At 63.2% G+C, this 19,662-nt stretch carries 19 protein-coding genes; 12 read left to right on the forward strand and 7 right to left on the reverse strand.

What is annotated here, in order from left to right; translation table 11 throughout:
• Nucleotides 1-11: 11 nt before the first annotated feature.
• The gene (locus U8330_RS12820) at nucleotides 12-749 is read left to right on the forward strand and encodes a DUF3750 domain-containing protein (protein ID WP_323105659.1); all 738 of its coding nucleotides are present in this window, start codon (nucleotides 12-14) and stop codon (nucleotides 747-749) included.
• Between the two features lie 23 nt (nucleotides 750-772).
• On the opposite strand, the gene U8330_RS12825 is transcribed toward U8330_RS12820, so the two are convergent.
• Nucleotides 773-1,741: a hypothetical protein gene (locus tag U8330_RS12825; protein WP_323105660.1), complete on the reverse strand. Its 969-nt coding sequence runs from the start codon at nucleotides 1,739-1,741 to the stop codon at nucleotides 773-775.
• Nucleotides 1,742-1,985: 244 nt separating this feature from the next.
• Between U8330_RS12825 and U8330_RS12830 the strand changes: the two genes are divergently transcribed.
• Complete coding sequence (locus tag U8330_RS12830; RefSeq protein ID WP_323105661.1) at nucleotides 1,986-2,213, forward strand: hypothetical protein; 228 nt, start codon at nucleotides 1,986-1,988, stop codon at nucleotides 2,211-2,213.
• 572 nt (nucleotides 2,214-2,785) lie between these two features.
• Here U8330_RS12830 and U8330_RS12835 read toward each other — a convergent pair.
• A complete protein-coding gene (locus tag U8330_RS12835) occupies nucleotides 2,786-3,784 on the reverse strand; it encodes an NAD(P)H-quinone oxidoreductase (RefSeq protein ID WP_323105662.1) in 999 nt (332 codons plus the stop codon).
• A gap of 231 nt (nucleotides 3,785-4,015) precedes the next feature.
• On the opposite strand from U8330_RS12835, the gene betI reads away from it, so the two are divergent.
• Genes betI through betB form a run of 3 tightly spaced genes read left to right on the forward strand, consistent with a single transcriptional unit; the run spans nucleotide 4,016 to nucleotide 7,627 of the window.
• Entirely contained in the window at nucleotides 4,016-4,630 is a 615-nt protein-coding gene (gene betI, locus U8330_RS12840) for a transcriptional regulator BetI (protein WP_323105663.1), read from the forward strand.
• A complete protein-coding gene (gene betC / locus U8330_RS12845) occupies nucleotides 4,627-6,159 on the forward strand; it encodes a choline-sulfatase (protein ID WP_323105664.1) in 1,533 nt (510 codons plus the stop codon). Before betI ends, betC begins: the two co-directional genes overlap by 4 nt.
• Before the next feature lie 4 nt (nucleotides 6,160-6,163).
• Nucleotides 6,164-7,627, forward strand: a complete 1,464-nt coding sequence (gene betB / locus U8330_RS12850; protein ID WP_323105665.1) for a betaine-aldehyde dehydrogenase — start codon at nucleotides 6,164-6,166, stop codon at nucleotides 7,625-7,627.
• Here betB and U8330_RS12855 read toward each other — a convergent pair.
• Both U8330_RS12855 and U8330_RS12860 read right to left on the reverse strand, forming a co-directional pair.
• Nucleotides 7,621-7,995, reverse strand: coding sequence for a helix-turn-helix transcriptional regulator (locus U8330_RS12855; protein WP_323105666.1), 375 nt, complete (start codon nucleotides 7,993-7,995; stop codon nucleotides 7,621-7,623). The genes betB and U8330_RS12855 overlap by 7 nt on opposite strands.
• 6 nt (nucleotides 7,996-8,001) lie before the next feature.
• On the reverse strand, nucleotides 8,002-8,199 hold the full coding sequence (locus tag U8330_RS12860) for a cytotoxic translational repressor of toxin-antitoxin stability system (RefSeq protein ID WP_323105667.1): 198 nt from the start codon (nucleotides 8,197-8,199) through the stop codon (nucleotides 8,002-8,004).
• Nucleotides 8,200-8,333: 134 nt separating this feature from the next.
• Here U8330_RS12860 and betA point away from each other — a divergent pair, with 134 nt between their 5' ends.
• Nucleotides 8,334-9,989 carry a choline dehydrogenase gene (betA, locus tag U8330_RS12865; RefSeq protein ID WP_323105668.1) on the forward strand — a complete coding sequence of 552 codons (1,656 nt, stop codon included), beginning with the start codon at nucleotides 8,334-8,336 and terminating at the stop codon, nucleotides 9,987-9,989.
• 66 nt (nucleotides 9,990-10,055) lie between these two features.
• On the opposite strand, the gene U8330_RS12870 is transcribed toward betA, so the two are convergent.
• On the reverse strand, nucleotides 10,056-11,084 hold the full coding sequence (locus U8330_RS12870; RefSeq protein ID WP_323105669.1) for a hypothetical protein: 1,029 nt from the start codon (nucleotides 11,082-11,084) through the stop codon (nucleotides 10,056-10,058).
• 263 nt (nucleotides 11,085-11,347) lie between these two features.
• On the opposite strand from U8330_RS12870, the gene U8330_RS12875 reads away from it, so the two are divergent.
• The 5 genes from U8330_RS12875 (at nucleotide 11,348) to U8330_RS12895 (ending at nucleotide 16,647) form a co-directional block, all read left to right on the forward strand.
• A complete protein-coding gene (locus U8330_RS12875; RefSeq protein WP_323105670.1) occupies nucleotides 11,348-12,199 on the forward strand; it encodes a phosphoadenylyl-sulfate reductase in 852 nt (283 codons plus the stop codon).
• Between the two features lie 37 nt (nucleotides 12,200-12,236).
• Nucleotides 12,237-13,190, forward strand: coding sequence for a sulfate adenylyltransferase subunit CysD (gene cysD, locus U8330_RS12880; RefSeq protein ID WP_323105671.1), 954 nt, complete (start codon nucleotides 12,237-12,239; stop codon nucleotides 13,188-13,190).
• Nucleotides 13,190-14,704, forward strand: a complete 1,515-nt coding sequence (gene cysN, locus U8330_RS12885; protein WP_323105672.1) for a sulfate adenylyltransferase subunit CysN — start codon at nucleotides 13,190-13,192, stop codon at nucleotides 14,702-14,704. Before cysD ends, cysN begins: the two co-directional genes overlap by 1 nt.
• Nucleotides 14,705-14,960: 256 nt before the next feature.
• Complete coding sequence (locus tag U8330_RS12890) at nucleotides 14,961-16,043, forward strand: DUF262 domain-containing protein (RefSeq protein ID WP_323105673.1); 1,083 nt, start codon at nucleotides 14,961-14,963, stop codon at nucleotides 16,041-16,043.
• A complete protein-coding gene (locus U8330_RS12895; protein WP_323105674.1) occupies nucleotides 16,030-16,647 on the forward strand; it encodes an MAE_28990/MAE_18760 family HEPN-like nuclease in 618 nt (205 codons plus the stop codon). Before U8330_RS12890 ends, U8330_RS12895 begins: the two co-directional genes overlap by 14 nt.
• A gap of 265 nt (nucleotides 16,648-16,912) precedes the next feature.
• Here U8330_RS12895 and U8330_RS12900 read toward each other — a convergent pair whose 3' ends face one another.
• Nucleotides 16,913-17,155, reverse strand: a complete 243-nt coding sequence (locus U8330_RS12900) for a hypothetical protein (RefSeq protein WP_323105675.1) — start codon at nucleotides 17,153-17,155, stop codon at nucleotides 16,913-16,915.
• 291 nt (nucleotides 17,156-17,446) lie between these two features.
• A complete protein-coding gene (locus U8330_RS12905; RefSeq protein ID WP_323105676.1) occupies nucleotides 17,447-17,728 on the reverse strand; it encodes a hypothetical protein in 282 nt (93 codons plus the stop codon).
• Nucleotides 17,729-18,457: 729 nt separating this feature from the next.
• On the opposite strand from U8330_RS12905, the gene U8330_RS12910 reads away from it, so the two are divergent.
• A complete protein-coding gene (locus U8330_RS12910; RefSeq protein WP_323105677.1) occupies nucleotides 18,458-19,453 on the forward strand; it encodes an aldo/keto reductase in 996 nt (331 codons plus the stop codon).
• Nucleotides 19,454-19,662 lie beyond the last annotated feature (209 nt).

The following is a 19,662-nucleotide window of genomic DNA, read 5'->3' on the forward strand; positions in this document are numbered from 1 at the left end:
CCAGGAGTTCCATGACCGTCCTTCGCCACCTCTCGATCGCCTTCCTGCTTATCTATCTCCTGCCGACGCTCGCGGCCGCCGGCGTCTGGATCGCGCGGGACCGGCCGGCGCGCTGGAGCGAGGCCAACTGGTCATCCTCCGGCCTGCTGCCGCGACCGGAGAACGACAGCGCAGCGGCGATCTACGTGCTGTCAGCCGCAACAGGCGGGCTGAAAGGTGCGGTGGCAAGCCATGCCTGGATCGTCACCAAGGCGGCGGGCGATACGGTCTACAACCGTTATGACAAGGTGGGCTGGGGCACGCCGATCCGCCGCAACATGCGCGATGCCGACGGCCTCTGGTATTCGAACCCGCCGCGGCTCGTGGTGGCGATCAAGGGCGCTGAGGCCGAGCGGCTGATTCCCGAGGTCGAGGCGGCGATCCAGTCCTATCCTTATGCAAAACCCGGCGCCTACCGGCTCTGGCCGGGGCCGAACTCCAACACCTTCGTCGCTCATGTGCTGCGCTCGGTGCCGGAGCTTGGCGCGGTGCTGCCGCCGGACGCCGTCGGCCGCGACTATCTGCCGGAAGGTCGCCTCGTCGCGCTCGACGCGGACGGCCGGGATCTTCATGTCACGCTCTTCGGCTTGATCGGCCTCTCGGCGGGGATTCGCAGCGGTATCGAACTCCACATCCTCGGCCTCGTCGCCGGCCTCGACCTCACCAATCCCGGCATCAAGATCCCGGGTTTCGGGCGGTTGGGGGTGTGAGGGGTTGGAGAGGACACGCGTCTTCAAACGCTTTTGTAGGCAGCGTTGACCTGAGCGACCCGCCCGCCCTGTGCCTGCCGCGACAGAGTTCGGATGGTGCCATCCTGAAAGCTGATCTTGAGTGCGGTGTCGTCAGTGAACTTGATTCGGATCGAGTCCCCTTTCGTCCCGGCAAACCGAATCGTGGCCTCGTCGCCGTTCATCTCAATGGTTGCGTCTGACTCGTTGATTTCGCAGAGCGCCAACGTGTTTTCTCCATTCTTGGCTTCGATGGCCTCTCGGGACTCCGCTCCAACGGTAATCGTGTCCCGCCCATCCCCACGCCGGTAGATCACAGTCGACTGAATTGCGTTCGTCAGATCGATATCGTCATCTCCTTCGTCGCCGGAAAGCCGGTTGCCTTTGCCCCGCCCAAAAAGTTGATCGTTGCCGACACCGCCGTAGACAGTACTGCCACTCCCGGCTTCCATCGTGTCGTCGCCTTCCTCACCATAACCGGTCCCGCCGTAATAGGCGGACACCAGGTCGTAGCCCTTCCCTCCATGCCCTTCCCCGCCGTTCAGGATCTTGACTTCATCATTCCCTGCTCCGCCGAACAGATAGGAGTTCGAACCACAAAGGTAATCCTCTCCCGCACCGCCATAGGCTGCCCCGCCCTCCCTGAGGGTGATAACGTCATTGCCTTCGCCGCCGTCAACGATTGAGTCTTCGTCGGCATTGACCCAGTCGTCGCCAGAGGTCGCGGAAACCGCACTGTGCCGCCCGGTGAAATAGGCTCGTCCATTCGTACCGATGGCTGTACTGCGTATGACGCCATCCGGAAGCCAGAGACCGCCTTTCGGCCCTCCACCAAATTCTGCAATAATAGCGCGAGCAAGTCGCGTGTTGGCCGACATCACGTCGGCTTTTCGCTGCGCCGTGACGGCATCATAGCGGAGGATTGCAAGCGCTGCCGCTTTTCCGGACGAGGCAGTCAGTGAGACCGAGACCATCCTATGCTCCATCGTTCGCGGACTGCATCAGGCAGTCATTTTCGTTACGACTACAATAAAATTAGAATCTTTTAATTTTCTAAATGATTTTGCCTAGAGCTGATGAGCCTGGTAAGATTGGCCGTGGTTGCCCGTCATGCTACGACTGCAGAGAGAGCACTCACAAGATAGTTTACGCAGCCCGTTCGACCCAGGCCGTCTTCATCGCAGCAATGCGCCCCAATTCTTAAGCCACGATCCCGCCATGACCGCTCTGCTCGACTACGCCATGGAAACCGCCCGCACCCTGCCGCTGGAAAAGCAGGATGAGATTGCGCGGATGATGCTTGCTTATGCGGGGGATGGCGAAGACGCCATTCATCTCACTCCCGACGAAGTCGCCGATCTCTTCGACGCACGGTCCGAGATGGAGCGGGGTGAATTCGCCACAGCTGCAGAGGTGGAAGCCGTCCTTTCCAGGTACCGCCGTTGAAGCTTCGCGTCCAGAAGCGCGCTCTTCAGCAGATCGATACAGTCTTGTCGCACATCGCCGCGAACTCGCCTCAAGGCGCTGCAAATGTTAAGCGCGACCGAGGGACGTACTCCTGCGCTTGCAAGCGCATCCCTTTTCCGGTCGTCAAACGTCGATCGCCAATGTCCGGCGAGCCTATTTAGCGCCATTCCCGTATCACATCGATTATTTCATCGGACACGACGAAGTTGTCATCCAGCGTTTTCGGCACGCGGCACGCAAGCCGTTGAAAAGGGCTTCGACAAGCACCGTTTGAAACCGCCTTGCCGCCATCCACGCACGAAAAAGGGCCGCTTGCGCGACCCTTTCCACGAAATCCGGCCTCGTGAGGCCCGGAGCGGCTGCTGGCACGCTCCGCAGAAACGGAAGGCTCAGAGCGAGGGCTGCCTCCCCTGCGCCGCCACGCTTCCCAAGTCCGTCACGAGCACCGTAATCTCATTAGACATAGGATCACCTTCCTTTCTCTTCGTTGAACATGAGACGAATATGAGCGCGTCTTTCCTCGATTGCAAGGGCCGGGACATGGCGAAATGTCACAGGGTCAGGATGATCTTGCCGATGTGCTGGCCGTCCTCCATCAGGCGATGGGCCTCGGCGACATTGGCAAAGGGTAGCACCGCGTGGATCACCGGAGAGACGGTCCCCTCCTCGAGCAGCGGCCAGACGTCCTCCAGAAGATCGTCGCGGATCGCCTCCTTCTCGACCGCCGTGCGCGGGCGCAGCGCCGAGCCCATGACCCGCAGCCGCTTGGTCATGATGGGCACCAGCGAGACATCGGACAGCGTCGCGCCGCCGGAAAAGGCGATCATCGCCAGCCGGCCGTCGCGGGCAAGGCTGTCGAGATTGCGGGCGAAATAGGGAGCGCCGACCATGTCGAGGATCACATCGACGCCGCGCCCCTCGGTCTCCGCCTTCAGCACGGCCGAGAAATCCTCCTCGCGGTAGTTGATGGCCCTGCGGGCCCCGAGCGTTTCGCAGGCCTTGCACTTCTCGGCGCTGCCGGCCGTGGCGAAGACCTGGGCACCGAAGGCGCCGGCGAGCTGGATTGCCGTGGTGCCGATGCCGCTCGTCCCGCCATGAACGAGGAAGGATTCCCCTTCCACCAGGTCCGCCATCTGGAAAACATTGGCCCAGACGGTGAAGAAGGTTTCCGGCAGGGCGGCGGCGCGGGTGGCGTCATAGGTTTTCGGCCAGGGCAGCGCCTGGCTTGCCGGCACGGCGCAATACTCGGCATAGCCGCCGCCGTTGGCGAGCGCGGTCACCTTGTCGCCGAGCGCGAAGCCTTCGACGCCCTCGCCGATGGCCACCACCTCGCCGGCCACTTCGAGACCCATGAACGGGCTTGCGCCTTCGGGCGGCGGATATTTTCCCTGGCGCTGCATCACGTCGGGGCGGTTGATGCCGGCGGCTTCGACGCGCAGCAGCAGATGGCCGGGCTTCAACTCGGGCAAGGGTCCGCGGGCGATCGTCATCGCCTCCGGTCCGCCGGGCTTTGAAAGATCGACGTAATTCATGTCATGCGGCAGGGTCATGATGGGTCCTCTGATCTGGCCTGCCCTCTATCTACCGCCACCCTCGACATTGACAATGCGACACCACCCCAGACGCAGGCCCGCGATCGAGAGCCGCGCAGCAGGCTTAGGCGCACGCGACATCAGACAGCGCAGGCAGAGGGGCTGTCGGTGGTTGATTGAGGCATCAATCAAGAATAGCCTTCCCGCTCGGCGGGAGGGTTCCCGGAGGTTCTTGGAGGCAGGAGTGAGATGCCGAAGCTTGGCATGGAGCCGGTGCGCCGCAAGGCGCTGGTCGATGCGGCCCTGAGCGCCATCGGCGACCAGGGCACGCTGACCGTGACCATGTCGGACATCGCCCGGCGCGCCGGCGTGTCGCCTGCCCTCGCGCATCATTATTTCGGCAGCAAGGAAGAACTGCTGATCGCCACCATCCGCTCGCTGCTCTCCGATCTGCGGCGCGATGCGATCGAGGCGTTGCGTGCGGCGCCATCGCCGCGCGCCCGGGTTTCGGCGCTGATCCGCGTCAGTTTCCAGGCCGGCCAGTTCGCGCCGGAAACGGTGGCCGCCTGGCTCGCCTTCTATTCGCAGGCCCAGAAGTCGGACTCCATGCGGCATCTCCTCGTGCTCTATGCCCGCCGGCTGCATTCGAACCTCGTCGTCAGTCTCGCCGCGCTCTGCCCGCCGGAGGTGGCGCGCAGCATCGCCGATGGTGCTGCGGCGCTGATCGACGGGCTCTATCTGCGCCGGGCGCTTGCCGCGGCGCCGCTTTCCCGGGAGCGCTCGATCGCGCTCACCGAAGCCTATGTGGATGCCGCGCTGGCCCGCGCCGGCATTGAAATGCCAGCCGAAGGACGAGACGCGTGAGTGCCGAGAGACCGAATATCCTGATCATCATGGTCGACCAGCTGAACGGGACATTGTTTCCCGATGGCCCGGCGGAATTCCTGCATGCGCCGCATCTGAAAAGCCTCGCCCGCCGCTCGGCCCGGTTCGTCAACAATTACACCGCTTCGCCGCTCTGCGCGCCGGCACGCGCCTCCTTCATGGCCGGGCAATTGCCGAGCCGCACCGGCGTCTATGATAATGCCGCCGAATATGTCTCATCGATCCCGACCTTCGCCCATCATCTGCGCCGCGCCGGCTATTACACGGCGCTCTCCGGCAAGATGCATTTCGTCGGGCCGGATCAGCTGCACGGGTTCGAGGAGCGGCTGACGACCGATATCTACCCCGCCGATTTCGGCTGGACGCCGGATTACCGCAAGCCCGGCGAGCGGATCGACTGGTGGTACCACAATCTCGGCTCGGTTACCGGCGCAGGCGTTGCCGAGATCACCAACCAGATGGAATATGACGACGAGGTTGCCTTCCTCGCCGAACAGAAGCTCTATCAGCTGGCCCGCGACAGCGAGGACGAAACCCGTCGTCCCTGGTGCCTCACCGCCTCCTTCACCCATCCGCACGACCCCTATGTGGCGCGCCGGAAATATTGGGATCTCTACGCGGACTGTGACGAACTCTTGCCGAAGATCGGCATGCTCGCGAACCAGGACCCGCATTCCGAACGCATCATCCACTCCTGCGACTACAAGAACTTCGATGTGCGCGAGGAGGACATCCGCCGCTCGCGCCGCGCCTATTTCGCCAATATCAGCTATCTCGACGACAAGGTCGGCAGCCTGATCGACGTGCTTGCGCGCACCCGCATGCTGGACGACACGATCATCCTCTTCTGCTCCGACCATGGCGACATGCTGGGCGAGCGGGGCCTCTGGTTCAAGATGAACTTCTTCGAAGGCTCGGCCCGCGTGCCGCTGATGATCGCCGGCCCCGGCATCACTCCTGGCCTGCACGCGGCACCGGTTTCCAATCTCGATATCTGCCCGACGCTCTGCGAGCTCGCCGGCATCTCGATTGCGGACATCATGCCCTGGACCGATGGCGAAAGCCTGCGGCCGGTCATCGACGGTGCCGGCCGCACCACGCCGGTGCTGATGGAATATGCCGCGGAAGGATCCTACGCGCCGCTTGTGGCGATCCGCGAGGGCAAGTGGAAATATGTCCACTGCGCGCTCGACCCCGACATGCTCTTCGATCTCGAGGCTGACCCGCTGGAACAGGTGAACCTCGCCGAGAACCCGCCGGATGCGGCCACCGCCGCGACGCTGGAGGCCTTTCGCCAGATGCGCGAGGCACGCTGGGACATGGCCGCCTTCGACGCGGCCGTGCGGGAAAGCCAGGCCCGACGCTGGATCGTCTACGAGGCGCTGCGCAACGGCGCCTATTACCCCTGGGACCACCAGCCGCTGCGCGATGCCTCCGAGCGCTACATGCGCAACCATATGAACCTCGACACGCTCGAGCAATCCAAACGCTTTCCGCGGGGAGAATGAGACCATGAGAGCGCAACCGAAAGCCTCGCATTTCATCGACGGCGCCTATGTCGAGGATACGGCCGGCACGCCCTTCGACAGCGTCTACCCTGCAACCGGCGAGGTGATCGCCAAGCTCCATGCCGCGACGCCCGCGATCCTCGAGCAGGCCGTGGCCGCGGCCAAGCGGGCGCAGAAGGAATGGGCGGCCCTGAGCCCCACGGCGCGCGGCCGGGTGCTGAAGAAGGCGGCCGAGATCATGCGGGCGCGCAACCGGGAACTTTCCGAACTCGAAACGCTCGACACCGGCAAGCCGATCCAGGAGACGATCGTCGCCGATCCGACCTCGGGGGCCGACAGTTTCGAGTTCTTCGGCGGCGTGATCGCGGCGGGGATGAATGGCAGCCATATCCCGCTCGGCGGCGACTTCGCCTATACCAAGCGCGTGCCACTCGGCGTCTGCGTCGGCATCGGCGCCTGGAACTATCCCCAGCAGATCGCCTGCTGGAAGGGCGCGCCGGCGCTGGCCGCCGGCAATGCCATGATCTTCAAGCCCTCGGAGATGACCCCTCTCGGCGCGCTGAAGATCGCCGAAATCCTGATGGAAGCCGGGGCACCGAAGGGGCTCTACAACGTCATCCAGGGCGACCGCGAGACCGGGCCGCTGCTCGTCAACCATCCCGACGTCGCCAAGGTGTCCCTGACCGGCTCGGTGCCGACGGGGCGCAAGGTGGCGGCGGCGGCCGCCGGTCAGCTCAAGCATGTCACCATGGAACTCGGCGGCAAGTCGCCGCTGATCGTCTTCGAGGATGCGGATCTCGACGACGCCGTCTCCGGCGCCATGCTCGGCAATTTCTATTCGACCGGCCAGGTCTGCTCCAACGGCACCCGCGTCTTCGTGCAATCCTCGTTGAAGAGCGAATTCCTGGAAAGGCTGAAGGCGCGGACCGAGGTGATCCGCATCGGCGATCCGCTGGACGAGGACACCCAGCTCGGGCCCATGGTTTCGAAAGCCCAGCGCGACAAGGTGCTCGGCTATATCGAAGCCGGAACGGCGGAGGGCGCGCGGCTCGTTACCGGCGGCACCATTCCCAACGATGTCTCGGGCGACGGCTTCTACATCCAGCCGACCGTGTTCGCCGATGTCACGGACGGCATGACGATCGCGCGGGAAGAAATTTTCGGCCCGGTCATGTGCGTGCTCGATTTCGAGCGGGAGGACGAGGTGATCGCCCGCGCCAATGCGACCGAATTCGGCCTGTCGGCCGGTGTCTTCACCGCCGACATGAAGCGCGCCCACCGTGTCGTCGACCAGTTGGAGGCCGGCACGCTGTGGATCAACACCTACAATCTCTGCCCGGTCGAAATCCCCTTCGGCGGCTCCAAGCAATCCGGCTTCGGCCGCGAAAACTCGCTCGCCGCGCTGGAGCATTATTCCGAACTCAAGACCGTCTATGTCGGCATGGGCAAGGTCGAGGCGCCCTATTGATGGTCGTCGCCCACAGCCTCCACGACGAGATCATCGAGATCGACCCGCAGCGCCTTGGCGATGCGGGCGAGCACATCGACCGATCCGGTCTTCTTGCCAGCCTCGATCTCCGAGAGGTAGGGCTGCGAGATGCCAGCGGAAGCTGCGAGTTCAGATGCCGTGAGGCCGCGATAGTTTCGATAGGTACGGATACGGCTGTCGGTATTGATCAGTTCGACAATGAGCTCGTGTGGCCAGGTTTCCTCGCCAGCCGCGATGCGTGCGGCGATGACATCAGCCTCCATACCGTCGACCAAGTCCTGATAATCTTCCTCACTGAGGAGAACATACGCCTTGCCGTCGATGATCAGGCGCTGGATATCGCCCATGTCGATCTACTCCTTGTAAATCCCGCCGCGCGGTCCGACGCTGATGATATGAATGACAACACCGAGATCGTCGAGAATGACACGATCTTGGCCAACACGAAGACGAAAATAGCCCTTCGCTTGCATCTTACGGATATCGACCGTCCCGCCACTGGCATAGGCCTCAATCTTCGCAATGATTGCGGCCTGCCGCTTGGGTTGCATTCGCGCCAAGCTCTTTTTGGCTTCTCGCGAATAGATGATCCGCCTCACCAGTCACCTATAGCTCATAGCGATAAGACAGGCAATTTGGTCCCAAACGCCCGGCCCCTCCATTAGCACGTTGGAAAATAAAGTCTATGACGCTCAAAGCAGACTTCGTCATCATCGGCTCCGGTTCGGCCGGGTCGGCGCTTGCTTACCGGTTGTCGGAGGATGGCAAGCATTCGGTGATCGTGATCGAGGCGGGCGGGTCGGATATCGGGCCCTTCATCCAGATGCCGGCCGCACTCGCCTGGCCGATGAGCATGAAGCGCTACAATTGGGGCTATCTTTCCGAGCCCGAGCCGAACCTGAACAACCGCCGGATCACGGCGCCCCGCGGCAAGGTGATCGGCGGCTCCTCCTCGATCAACGGGCTGGTCTATGTCCGCGGCCATGCCGAGGACTTCAACCGGTGGGAGGCGCTCGGCGCCCGCGGCTGGGCCTATGCGGATGTACTGCCCTATTTCAAGCGGATGGAAACGAGCCATGGCGGCGAGGAGGGCTGGCGCGGCACGGATGGCCCGCTGCATGTGCGGCGCGGGCCGGTCAAGAACCCGCTCTTCCACGCCTTCATCAAGGCGGGTCAGGAAGCAGGCTTCGAGCTGACGCAGGACTATAACGGCTCCAAGCAGGAAGGCTTCGGCCTGATGGAGCAGACGATCCATCATGGCCGGCGCTGGTCGGCGGCCAATGCCTATCTCCGCCCGGCGATGAAGCGGGGCAATTGCCGGCTCGTTCATGGCTTTGCCCGCAGGATCGTGATCGAGAACGGCCGCGCCGTCGGCGTCGAGATCGAGCGCAATGGCGGGGTGGAGATCGTGCGGGCGGGTCGCGAGGTGATCATCTCCGCCTCCTCCTTCAATTCGCCGAAACTGCTGATGCTCTCCGGCATCGGGCCGGCCGAGCATCTGAGAGAGATGGGAATCGCGGTGAAGGCCGACAGGCCTGGCGTCGGCGCCAATCTGCAGGACCATATGGAGTTCTACTTCCAGCAGGTCTCGACCAAGCCGGTCTCGCTCTATTCCTGGCTGCCCTGGTTCTGGCAGGGCGTGGCGGGCGCCCAATGGCTGCTGACGCGCAGCGGGCTCGGATCCTCCAATCAGTTCGAGGCCTGCGCCTTCCTGCGTTCGGCCCCCGGGCTTGCCCAGCCGGATATCCAGTATCACTTCCTGCCCGTCGCCATCTCCTATGATGGCAAGGCAGCCGCCAAGAGCCATGGGTTCCAGGTCCATGTCGGCTACAATCTCTCGAAATCGCGCGGCAGCGTGACGCTGCGCTCGGCCGATCCGAAGGCCGATCCGGTGATCCGCTTCAATTATATGAGCCACCCGGAGGACTGGGAGAAGTTTCGCCATTGCGTGCGGCTGACCCGCGAGATCTTCAGCCAGAAGGCCTTCGACACCTATCGCGGACCGGAAATCCAGCCGGGCGAGACGGTGCAAAGCGACGAAGCCATCGACGCCTTCCTGCGCGAGCACCTGGAAAGCGCCTATCACCCCTGCGGCACCTGCAGGATGGGCGATGCGGACGACCCGCTTGCCGTGGTCGATCCGCAGACGCGGGTGATCGGCGTCGAGGGCCTGCGGGTCGCCGACAGTTCGATCTTCCCGCATGTGACCTATGGCAACTTGAACGGGCCCTCGATCATGACCGGAGAGAAAGCCGCCGACCTCATTCTCGGCCGCCAGCCCCTGCCCCGCTCCAACCAGACGCCATGGCAGAACCCGCGGGCAGCGGTCAGCGACCGATAGACGGCGAGACGGCGGAAGGCCGGGCGTCGCCGCCTGGCCTCCGCATCCTACAGCTGGGTTCGCCTGTTACACGAAGGCGAAATCATTGCGGGCGAGATCGGCAAGCTCGACGCCGCGCAGCACGATGCTGCCCTCACCATAGTCGATCACCAGATTGGCGCCGCTTTGATGCGCGTGATCCTTCACCGCGGCGAAAGAAGACAGGATATCGCGGTCGAGCAGGATCTGGTCGCCGACACCGGCGCCAGCTTCGAAGTCTGTGATGGTGGTGCGGCCGCTATCGGCGGAGGAGAAGACGAAGACATCTTTTCCGGCGCCGCCAGTCAGCGTGTTGGTGCCGGCACCGCCCATCAGGCGGTCATTGCCCGCGCCGCCGTTCAGCACATCGTTGCCGGCATCCCCGAACAGCTTGTCCTGTCCGGCATCGCCGAACAGCCGGTCGTTCCCGGCGCCGCCCTTGATCGTGTCGTTACCGGCGCCGCCCTTGGCGACGTCGTGGCCGGCATCGCCGATGAGCACATCCGTGCCGGCACCGCCGACAAGCGTATCATCGCCCGCACCGCCGGAAAGGCGGTCATTGCCGCCATTGCCCCATAGCACGTCGTTGCCGGCACCGCCCGAAAGCGTGTCGTTGAAACCATAGGCCTTGAAGACATCGGCGCCGCCGGAGCCCTTGAAGACCAGTTGGTCGCTGGCAAGCTCGGCGAGCAGGCTGGCGGTGCTCTTGGAGCCGAGTTCGGAGCGGATGGCATTGGCCGTCGCACTGTCTTCGATGCCGAGCCCGGTGATGGAAAGCTCCGCCTTCTGGGTAAACCGGTGATGCTGGGTATCAAGCACCGTGGAGGTGCCAAAGGACAGGCTGTCGAGCGAGCCTTCGACCGTGTGGGTGGTCATGGAATAGGACCAGTCGCTCTTGCTGGCGCCGAGCACCACCCCGTACCCGGTGGAATCGGTCATGGCATATTGCTTGCCGGAAACCATATCCGCGCCGGAAAACTGGCCGCGGCCGACAGGCGCGAAGCTGGAAGTGAACTTGGCGAGATAGGCCGAAACATTGACGCCTGTGGCTGCGCCGGCCTTGATGGTGATGGTCATGGGAACTGCTCCTGACTGAGGACAGAGCAGTGCTATTTTAACTTGATCATTCGAGTCAAGTTTGAATGCGAGGAAACATGATAATTCTCATCATGTTTTTCGTGCGGGACGCCTCCAGCCTCCACTCGACCGGCTTTTCTGCGAATTTTTCCGAACGGAGTGATATTTGCTCCGGCAGATGTGATATCGAAAATTGCTTTTTCTGTCTTTTGTCATGATGGGCTGCGATAGTCCGGCGATTGGACAGACAGGATTGATATCCCATGACATCCCCATCGCTCGAAACCGCTGCCGCGGAGCTTGCCAGGCGGCTGGAAGGCCTGACGCTGACGGAGCGGCTGGCGCTTCTCGCCACCCTGCCCGGCCGCGCCGTCTTCACCACCAGCCTCGGCATCGAGGATCAGGTCATCACCTGGGCGATCGCAGAGGGGGCAATCGCCAAAGGCGCGCCGGCCGGCGCGATCGAGATCGCGACGCTCGAGACCGGCCGCCTGTTCACAGAGACCGTGGCGCTGATCGACCGGACCGAGGAGACCTATGGCCTGCTGATCAAGCGCTATTATCCCGAACAGGCCGATGTCGACGCCTATGTGGCGGCCTATGGGCTGAACGGGTTCTACGACAGCGTCGAGGCCCGTCATGCCTGCTGCGGCGTGCGCAAGGTGAAGCCGCTCGGCCGGGCGCTGGCCGGGGCGGACTACTGGATCACCGGGCTGAGGCGCGGCCAGTCCGGCAACCGCGCCGAAACGCCGCTGGCCGAAGCCGATCTCGAACGCGGGCTGATCAAGGTCAATCCGCTGGCCGACTGGTCGCTGGACGCGATCACCCGAACGGTGGCGGACGAGGCGATCCCGGTCAATCCGCTGCATGGCCGCGGCTATCCCTCGATCGGCTGCGAGCCCTGCACCCGGGCGATCAAGCCGGGCGAGCCCGAGCGCGCCGGCCGCTGGTGGTGGGAGAACGACGAGAAGCGCGAATGCGGCCTGCACGTGGCCGATGCCGCCTCCGACATCCCCGCCCGCGCCACCGCCCTTGCGTCCGGCCGCGATCAGGCCGCACCCGATCCCGCCGCCTCATCCGCCGAGCGCCAGGCGCTCGCCGACAGCGTCGCCTGAAGGCGGCGCTTCCCCCGATCTTCGGAGACCCGACATCATGCCTCTCTCGCTTCCGGAAACGGAACTCCACAATCCGCAGACTTCGAAGGCGCCGCTCGATCCGCATCTGAAGGCGCTGGAAAACGAATCGATCCATATCTTCCGCGAAGTGGCGGCCGAGTTCGAAAAGCCGGTCATGCTCTATTCGGTCGGCAAGGATTCCTCGGTTCTGCTGCATCTGGCGCGCAAGGCCTTCTATCCCGGCCGCGTGCCCTTTCCGCTTCTGCATGTGAACACCGGCTGGAAGTTTGCCGAGATGATCGCCTTCCGCGACAGAATAGTGCGCGACTATGATCTCGACCTGATCTCCCACACCAATCCGCGCGGGGCGGCCGAGAATGTCACGCCCTTCACCCATGGGTCGGCGCTCTACACCGACATCATGAAGACCGAGGCGCTGCGCCAGGCGCTGGATGCCGGCGGCTACGACGCGGCCTTTGGCGGCGCGCGGCGCGACGAGGAAGCGAGCCGCGCCAAGGAGCGGATCTATTCCTTCCGCACGCCCGACCACCGCTGGGACCCGCGCAACCAGCGCCCGGAGTTGTGGAACGTTTATAACGGCATGATCCGCAAGGGCGAAAGCGTGCGCGCCTTCCCGCTGTCCAACTGGACCGAAGTCGACATCTGGCGCTACATCCAGGCCGAGGATATCCCGATCGTGCCGCTCTATTTCGCGGCCAGGCGCCCGGTGGTCGAGCGCGACGGCATGCTGATCCTGGCGGAAGATCCGCGCCTTGAGCTCAAACCCGGCGAAGAGAAGCGCGAGGAGCTGATCCGCTTCCGCACGCTCGGCTGCTTCCCGCTGACGGGCGCCATCCGCTCCACCGCCACGACGCTCGACGACATCATCGCCGAGCTCGAAACCGCGACCGTCTCCGAACGCCAGGGCCGCGCCATCGACCGGGACCAGTCCGGCTCGATGGAGAAGAAGAAACGCGAAGGATATTTCTGATGACTGTTTCCCCTCTCCAGGCCGCTGCCCTTGCCGGCGAACAGGATGCCGCGCGCGACGCCACGGTCACCAGCTTTCCCGCCGATGCCGCCCGCACCCCGCGCGATTCGCGCCCGCTGCGGCTCATCACCTGCGGCTCGGTGGATGACGGCAAGTCGACGCTGATCGGCCGGCTGCTCTGGGACACCAAGGCGGTGAAGGAAGACCAGGCCGCGACGCTGCGCCGGGATTCCGGCCAGCAGAACGATCTGGGCCTGCCCGATTTCGCCCTGCTGCTCGACGGGCTGCAGGCCGAGCGCGAACAGGGCATCACCATCGATGTCGCCTATCGCTACTTCGCCACCGACAAGCGCTCCTTCATCGTCGCCGATACGCCCGGCCACGAGCAATATACCCGCAACATGGCGACCGGCGCCTCCACGGCCGATCTGGCCGTGCTGCTGGTCGATGCCCGCGCCGGGCTTCTCGAACAGACCCGCCGGCACGCGACGATCGCCACGCTGATGGGCATCAAGCAGTTCGTGCTGGCCGTCAACAAGATCGACCTGACCGATTACGACCAGGCCCGCTTCGATGCGATCTCGCACGAGTTCAAGGAGCTGGCGCTCTCGCTCGGCGTGCGCCAGGTGACCGCGATCCCGGTTTCGGCGCTGAAGGGCGAGAATGTCGTCTATGACGGCCGCGCCTCCATGCCTTGGTATGACGGGCCGACACTGGTCGAGGTTCTGGAGCTCGCCACCGTGCGCTCCGGCCAGGCGACCGGCTTCCGCCTGCCGGTGCAGCGCGTCTCGCGGCCGGGCGAAAGTTTCCGCGGCTATCAGGGGACGGTCGCCGGCGGCTCGGTCAAGCCCGGCGACAGCGTCGTGATCCTGCCCTCCGGCATGGTCGCCAATGTCTCCAAGATCGTCACCTTCGACCTCGTGCGCAATGCCGCCGTGACCGGCGATGCCGTGACGCTGGTGCTCGACCGGCAGGTGGACGTGGCGCGCGGCGACATGATCGTCGCCATCGACAACCAGCCGCAGACCGGCACCGCCTTCGACGCCCAGCTCGTGGCGCTGCAGGCCGAAGGCATTCTGCCCGGCAAGCGCTACTGGCTGAAGAGCGGCTCACGCCGCCAGCGCGTCAGCGTCGAGCCGATCAGTCAGCTGGACCTGAAGGCCGGCAAATGGCACGCCGCCGCCTCGCTGCCGATGAACGCGATCGGCAAGGTGCATCTCGCCTTCGACGAACAGGCGGTCTTCGACCCCTATGAGCAGAACCGCGCGACCGGTGCCTTCATCCTGATCGATCCGGACACCAACAACACGGTGGCCGGCGGCATGATCACCGCCAAGCGCTCCTCCCTCTCCGGCCTCCACACCGAAGACGCCCGCGTCATCCTCTCCCTCCCCGCCGACCTGGCCGACCGCCTGCTGGCCAGCGACCTGTTGTCGTCGCGGCGGGAGGATGTGGATGTGCGCCGCGTCACGGCGGCCCGGGCGGGGCAGGTGTTGGATTTGCTCGACGAGTGAGGGTGGGTGAGGTTTGATGGGTGAGGTGGGCCCCTCGTCTCCGGAAGGAGGCGGGGGTTTTTATTTGGAAGCCAGGATAAGGTGTCATCTGTCCTGCGAGCCGTCAATTAGTGATCGAATCAAACCGCACATCGAAGTGATCTCCGTCACTCGCCCACCTCCCGATACACCGACGACTGCTCGTCAGACGTGTCCTAACCCGCGTTGAACATCTGACTTCGGCAAGATATGTTGCGCGATCTTAGAAGGAGTGCTCATGGTCGACGAATCAAAGCTCGAGAGTGAAATAACGACTGACGCTGTTGATTTCTCATTCGGCGAGCTTCTAAATCTGCACCGAGAGAAGGAAATCATCATACGTCCCGAATATCAGCGGTTGTTTCGGTGGTCGAATGAGCAGAGATCGCGATTGATCGAGTCCGTATTACTCCGACTGCCAATTCCTCCAATATTCCTGGTCGAGAACGAAGATAGTGTATTGGAACTGATTGATGGACTACAGCGGACCAGTTCAGTCCTACAGTTTCTTGACCATGATGCGATTGGACAGCCTGAGCTGGTTCTAGAAGGGTGTGATATACTCAAGGCGCTCAATGGAGTACGCTTTGATGATTTATCTACCTCCCTGAAACTTAAGATCAAGAGAACGCCTATACGCGCCATAATTATAAAAAAATCTGGCGATCAATTCGTCAAGTATGAGATGTTCAAGCGTCTAAATACTGGCGGATCACTACTTTCAGCACAAGAAATTCGAAACTGCTCTTGCAGGATGATCAAAGGCGGGGAAAATTTCTATTCTGCGTTGCAGAAATGGGCAAACGTACCGGAGTTTGAGGGGGCGATTGCTCGCCTACCGGAGGCAGGTAGAGATATGCGAGCTGACGAAGAACTTGTTCTTCGGTTTTTCGCTGTCAAGGACTTTAGGGAGGGGTTCAAAGGCAATATCGAGGAGTGGCTAAATAATTATATGGAAGACATTCTGCTTCGCCACAAGCCTTTCGATGTCTTCGAGGAAGACGGCGTGTTTAGGCAAGTTTTTGGACTTATCTTCTCAACTTTTGGGGATGGCGCGTTTTCTCGTTATAATAGTCACGGCGAACCTACAGGTCGCTTAGCTCCGGCGTATTTCGAGGCTGTTGTAGGTGCGATTACAGACAGCTACGCGGAGGTCTCCCAAGTCGATCCTCATCTTCTGCGCAGTCGATTGAAGGCGGCCTTTTCCTCCGACGAATTCATTAGTTCGACTGGGCCTGGAGCGAACTCGAATCAGAAATTCAATCGCCGCATCGCCGTGGTCAAACAGCACCTTTTGGCATTACCTAATGGAAGCCATTGACGAACTGACAGCTGATCTTGGATGGAGAGAAACCGAGTTAGCACTGCTGAAGGTTTTTTTCCAACGCAAAGACGTCACTCAGCGCCAGCACGATGTTTTAGCGCGTGCAGCGTGGAGTCTCCTCTACGCTCATTACGAGGGGTATGCGAAATTCTGTCTCACACTGTTTTTCGATCGTGCTGCCCGACTCGTTGGTTCTTGTCGTCCGCTTCCTAAGAAGACGAAAGAGTATGCGTTGTTTTCTGAGATGAAGCGCATTCGACAACTACCGACAGTCGAGTTTTTGGAGACACTAGAAACGTTCGGCGCTACCATGGGCATGAAACGACCAGATTTCCCCGAAGTCGACACTAAGTCGAATCTCTGGCCCAATGTGCTAGAAGATCTACTAGCTTTTGCGGACATCAAGTGTCCGTCTGTTGATAAGAATCGCATTTTGCTGAAAGCACTTGTAAGCAAGAGAAATAAAATAGCCCATGGGCAATCTGTGAGTGCTAGCTACCCAGACTATCTCGAACAGGAAAGAGCTGTTTATGAGGTCATGTATGATATTGCATACCAAGTAGATGCTCGACTGAAATGTGATCCATTTACTATTGCTTGACAAGACTTGAGTTATAGTTGAGCGTCATACACATCCAGAACGGAGCAATTATCCTAAAAACTGAGAAATCATGTTTCTTTATTGAATTTAGCCAATTCTGAATTTTTATTTACTAGGCAACCACAGAAAGGTAGATTACTGTGCCGCAGGATGCCTCCGGCCCCAGCTCTTCATGTAGTCAATCGTGTTGTGAGATTAAGTTTTTTCGGACCGCCCGCCAAGTCTCCCCAGCGGACGGCCCCATCCCAGCACTCAAACCTGCGTCCTACCAAAACCGCCGCCGCCGGCTCTCATACTCCTGCTCCGCCGCCCGATAGCCGCTCATATGGCCGAGCAGGAATCCGGCGAGGCCGACGAGGGCGAGGAGGGTGGTGGCGGTGTGGGGGTGGTCGAGGGCAGCGTCCTTGACGGCGCTGGCTTCGGCCTTGACGGCGTTGAGCGTGCGTTCGGCGGTGGTCGCGTCGCGTTCGCTTTCGAAATGGCCGGCGGGGCGGTCGTTGAGGCTCATGGCTCTTGTCTCCTTCGGGTTCGGGCGCGGCGGCCTGCGGGTCCGGCTGCGGCGGGGGCCGCCTTCGTCCCCTTGCCGCGGCTTCCTTCGGCGGAGCGTCCGGGCCGGGTGGGCCGCACGCGCTCCGCCGGGTCAACCCGTGAACCGGCCCGCCGGTTCCCTCCCCGCCCTTTTCGGCCGCGCCGCGCCCTTGCTGAGCGTGCGCCGAAGCGGGAACGCCTGGCTGCCGGCCATGGCGGGAGAGACGGACGCCGGAGGCACGGCCGGTGGTGCCGGCTTCGCGGGTAAGCCTCAGTCGTTGTAATCGAAGAAACGGCGCAGCTGGCGGCGGCTGAGCAGTTCCAGCGAGCGATCCGGCGCGATGCGATAGACCTCCTCATATTCCAGGCCATAGGGCCCGCCGCGGAAGCGGTGGGTGAAGGTGCTGCCCACCGGCGCCTTGGTGAGCTTGGTGCGCGGCTGGCCGGAATAGGTGATGCTGCCGGGAATGGGCTCCGGCCCGGCTGTGCCGCCGGTGCTCGTGCAGGCGGCAAGCGGCAGGAGGGCGGCGAGGAGAAGAAGGGTCTTGCGCATCGTCTGTGTCCTCAAGGGGCCGACCCCTGAATAGGGGGGATCGTCCGTTCACGGGGTCTCGGCCAGGGTCTCAGCCAGGGTCCCGGCCAAGGTCTTGGCCAAGGTTCTGGTTAGGGTCTTCGTCAGGGTCCGGGCCGGGCTTTCGGCCAGGGCCTGCCCGGCCCTGCCCCGGCTCGTCCAGGGAACATAGGGCGCCGGCTTCGGTTCCAAGAGCCGGACGATTGCCTGTGCCGCGCGCCCCCCCGGCCGGCTCCGGCGGCGGGAGGAACGGCCCCGAGCGGCGTGTCGAGCCGGAAGCGCGCCCGGTTGGCGCGGCGGGCGAAGTCCCGGCCGGCGCGGCGTGGCCGGCTTGGCCGCCCGGCGGCGGGGTGGGAGCAGCGGCCTGTTTGCGCTGCAGCATCTTTCCTTCCGTCTCGCTTCGTCCTAGCTTCCTGGTCCAGGCTGTGTGCCATGGGCGTCGGCGAAGCTGGCGGTGCGGCGGCGGCCCGGTTCAAGGGCAGGCGGATCGTCCGTCCGGTGGCGGCGTCTTCCGCCACTCTTCGTGGCCGCTCGCCCCGTTGCTTCTCTCGGGCTTCGGCTCTCGTCTCTGGCCGGATCCTCCGGCCCTTGTCCTCTTCCGGGCCATTCGGCCCCTGTCCTCTTCCGGGCCATTCGGCCCTTTGTCTTTTCTCCGGGCCGTCCGGCCCCGAGCGTCCCTGGTGAGGGATCTTGCAAGTGAAGGATGTCTTGATGAAGACCACCCGTCTCGGCCGCACCGGCCTTGAAGTGTCCGCCCTCTGCCTCGGCTGCATGACCTATGGCGTGCCCGAGCGCGGCAATCACAGCTGGACGCTGCCGGAGGAAGAAAGCCGGCCGCTGATCCGCCAGGCGCTGGAGCGCGGCATCACCTTCTTCGACACGGCCAACAGCTATTCCGACGGCACCTCGGAGGAGATCGTCGGGCGGGCGCTCAAGGAATTCGCCCGGCGCGACGAGATCGTGCTTGCCACCAAGGTGTTCTTTCCGCTGGGCCCCCATGGCGCCAAGCCGCAGCCGAACATGGCCGGGCTTTCGCGCAAGGCGATCTTCCAGTCGATCGATGCCAGCCTCCGGCGGCTCGGCACCGACTATGTCGATCTCTACCAGATCCACCGCTGGGATTACCAAACCCCGATCGAGGAAACGCTGGAAGCGCTGCATGATGTGGTGAAGGCCGGCAAGGCGCGCTATATCGGCGCCTCCTCCATGTATGCCTGGCAGTTCGCCAAGGCGCTCGCCGTGTCCGAGCGGCATGGCTGGAAGCGCTTCGTCAGCATGCAGAACCACCTGAACCTGCTCTACCGGGAGGAGGAGCGCGAAATGCTGCCGCTCTGCGCCGACCAGGGCATCGGCGTCATTCCCTGGAGCCCGCTTGCCCGCGGCCGGCTGACCCGCGCGCAGGAGGAAACGACGACGCGCGGCGAGACCGACACCGTCACCCGCGCGCTCTACACCGCCACGGCCGAGGCCGACCGGCAGGTGATCGAGGCCGTCGGCGCCGTGGCGGCCGAACGCGGCGTGCCACGCGCGCAGGTCGCGCTCGCCTGGCTCCTGTCCAAGCCCGGCATCACCGCCCCGATCATCGGCGCCTCCAGGCCCGGCCATCTCGACGATGCCATCGCCGCCCTCGCGCTGACCTTGAGCGAGGAGGAACGCCAGCGGCTGGAGGCCCCCTATGTGCCCCACGCGGTCGCGGGCTTCAGCTAAGGCTTGTCCATCCGACCCGTGGCTCCTTCGGCGCGAGACGATGCGGGGAAACGAGCGCATGGAGCATCCCCAGTGATCCCTTGATCGCTGGGATGCTTCAAGCCCTGCCCCCCGCCGAGGCTTCCGGCCCTTCTCAGCGAAGGGCGCACAGGCATCGGTCCATCGGCCTCTTGGGCCACCAATTCGCCGCATTGGCGGCGTTCTCGCTC

This window comes from Rhizobium sp. CC-YZS058, from assembly GCF_034720595.1.
Lineage (GTDB): Bacteria > Pseudomonadota > Alphaproteobacteria > Rhizobiales > Rhizobiaceae > Ferranicluibacter.

Coding starts and splice junctions, on each gene's coding strand:
- U8330_RS12875 (WP_323105670.1), top strand. CDS start 11,348: ATGACATCCCCATCGCTCGAAACCGCTGCCGCGGAGCTTGCCAGGCGG.
- betA (WP_323105668.1), top strand. CDS start 8,334: ATGACGCTCAAAGCAGACTTCGTCATCATCGGCTCCGGTTCGGCCGGG.
- cysD (WP_323105671.1), top strand. CDS start 12,237: ATGCCTCTCTCGCTTCCGGAAACGGAACTCCACAATCCGCAGACTTCG.
- cysN (WP_323105672.1), top strand. CDS start 13,190: ATGACTGTTTCCCCTCTCCAGGCCGCTGCCCTTGCCGGCGAACAGGAT.
- U8330_RS12820 (WP_323105659.1), top strand. CDS start 12: ATGACCGTCCTTCGCCACCTCTCGATCGCCTTCCTGCTTATCTATCTC.
- betB (WP_323105665.1), top strand. CDS start 6,164: ATGAGAGCGCAACCGAAAGCCTCGCATTTCATCGACGGCGCCTATGTC.
- U8330_RS12905 (WP_323105676.1), bottom strand. CDS start 17,728: ATGCGCAAGACCCTTCTTCTCCTCGCCGCCCTCCTGCCGCTTGCCGCC.
- U8330_RS12910 (WP_323105677.1), top strand. CDS start 18,458: ATGAAGACCACCCGTCTCGGCCGCACCGGCCTTGAAGTGTCCGCCCTC.
- U8330_RS12855 (WP_323105666.1), bottom strand. CDS start 7,995: ATGGGCGATATCCAGCGCCTGATCATCGACGGCAAGGCGTATGTTCTC.
- U8330_RS12895 (WP_323105674.1), top strand. CDS start 16,030: ATGGAAGCCATTGACGAACTGACAGCTGATCTTGGATGGAGAGAAACC.
- U8330_RS12890 (WP_323105673.1), top strand. CDS start 14,961: ATGGTCGACGAATCAAAGCTCGAGAGTGAAATAACGACTGACGCTGTT.
- betI (WP_323105663.1), top strand. CDS start 4,016: ATGCCGAAGCTTGGCATGGAGCCGGTGCGCCGCAAGGCGCTGGTCGAT.
- U8330_RS12835 (WP_323105662.1), bottom strand. CDS start 3,784: ATGACCCTGCCGCATGACATGAATTACGTCGATCTTTCAAAGCCCGGC.
- U8330_RS12825 (WP_323105660.1), bottom strand. CDS start 1,741: ATGGTCTCGGTCTCACTGACTGCCTCGTCCGGAAAAGCGGCAGCGCTT.
- U8330_RS12860 (WP_323105667.1), bottom strand. CDS start 8,199: ATGCAACCCAAGCGGCAGGCCGCAATCATTGCGAAGATTGAGGCCTAT.
- U8330_RS12870 (WP_323105669.1), bottom strand. CDS start 11,084: ATGACCATCACCATCAAGGCCGGCGCAGCCACAGGCGTCAATGTTTCG.
- U8330_RS12830 (WP_323105661.1), top strand. CDS start 1,986: ATGACCGCTCTGCTCGACTACGCCATGGAAACCGCCCGCACCCTGCCG.
- U8330_RS12900 (WP_323105675.1), bottom strand. CDS start 17,155: ATGAGCCTCAACGACCGCCCCGCCGGCCATTTCGAAAGCGAACGCGAC.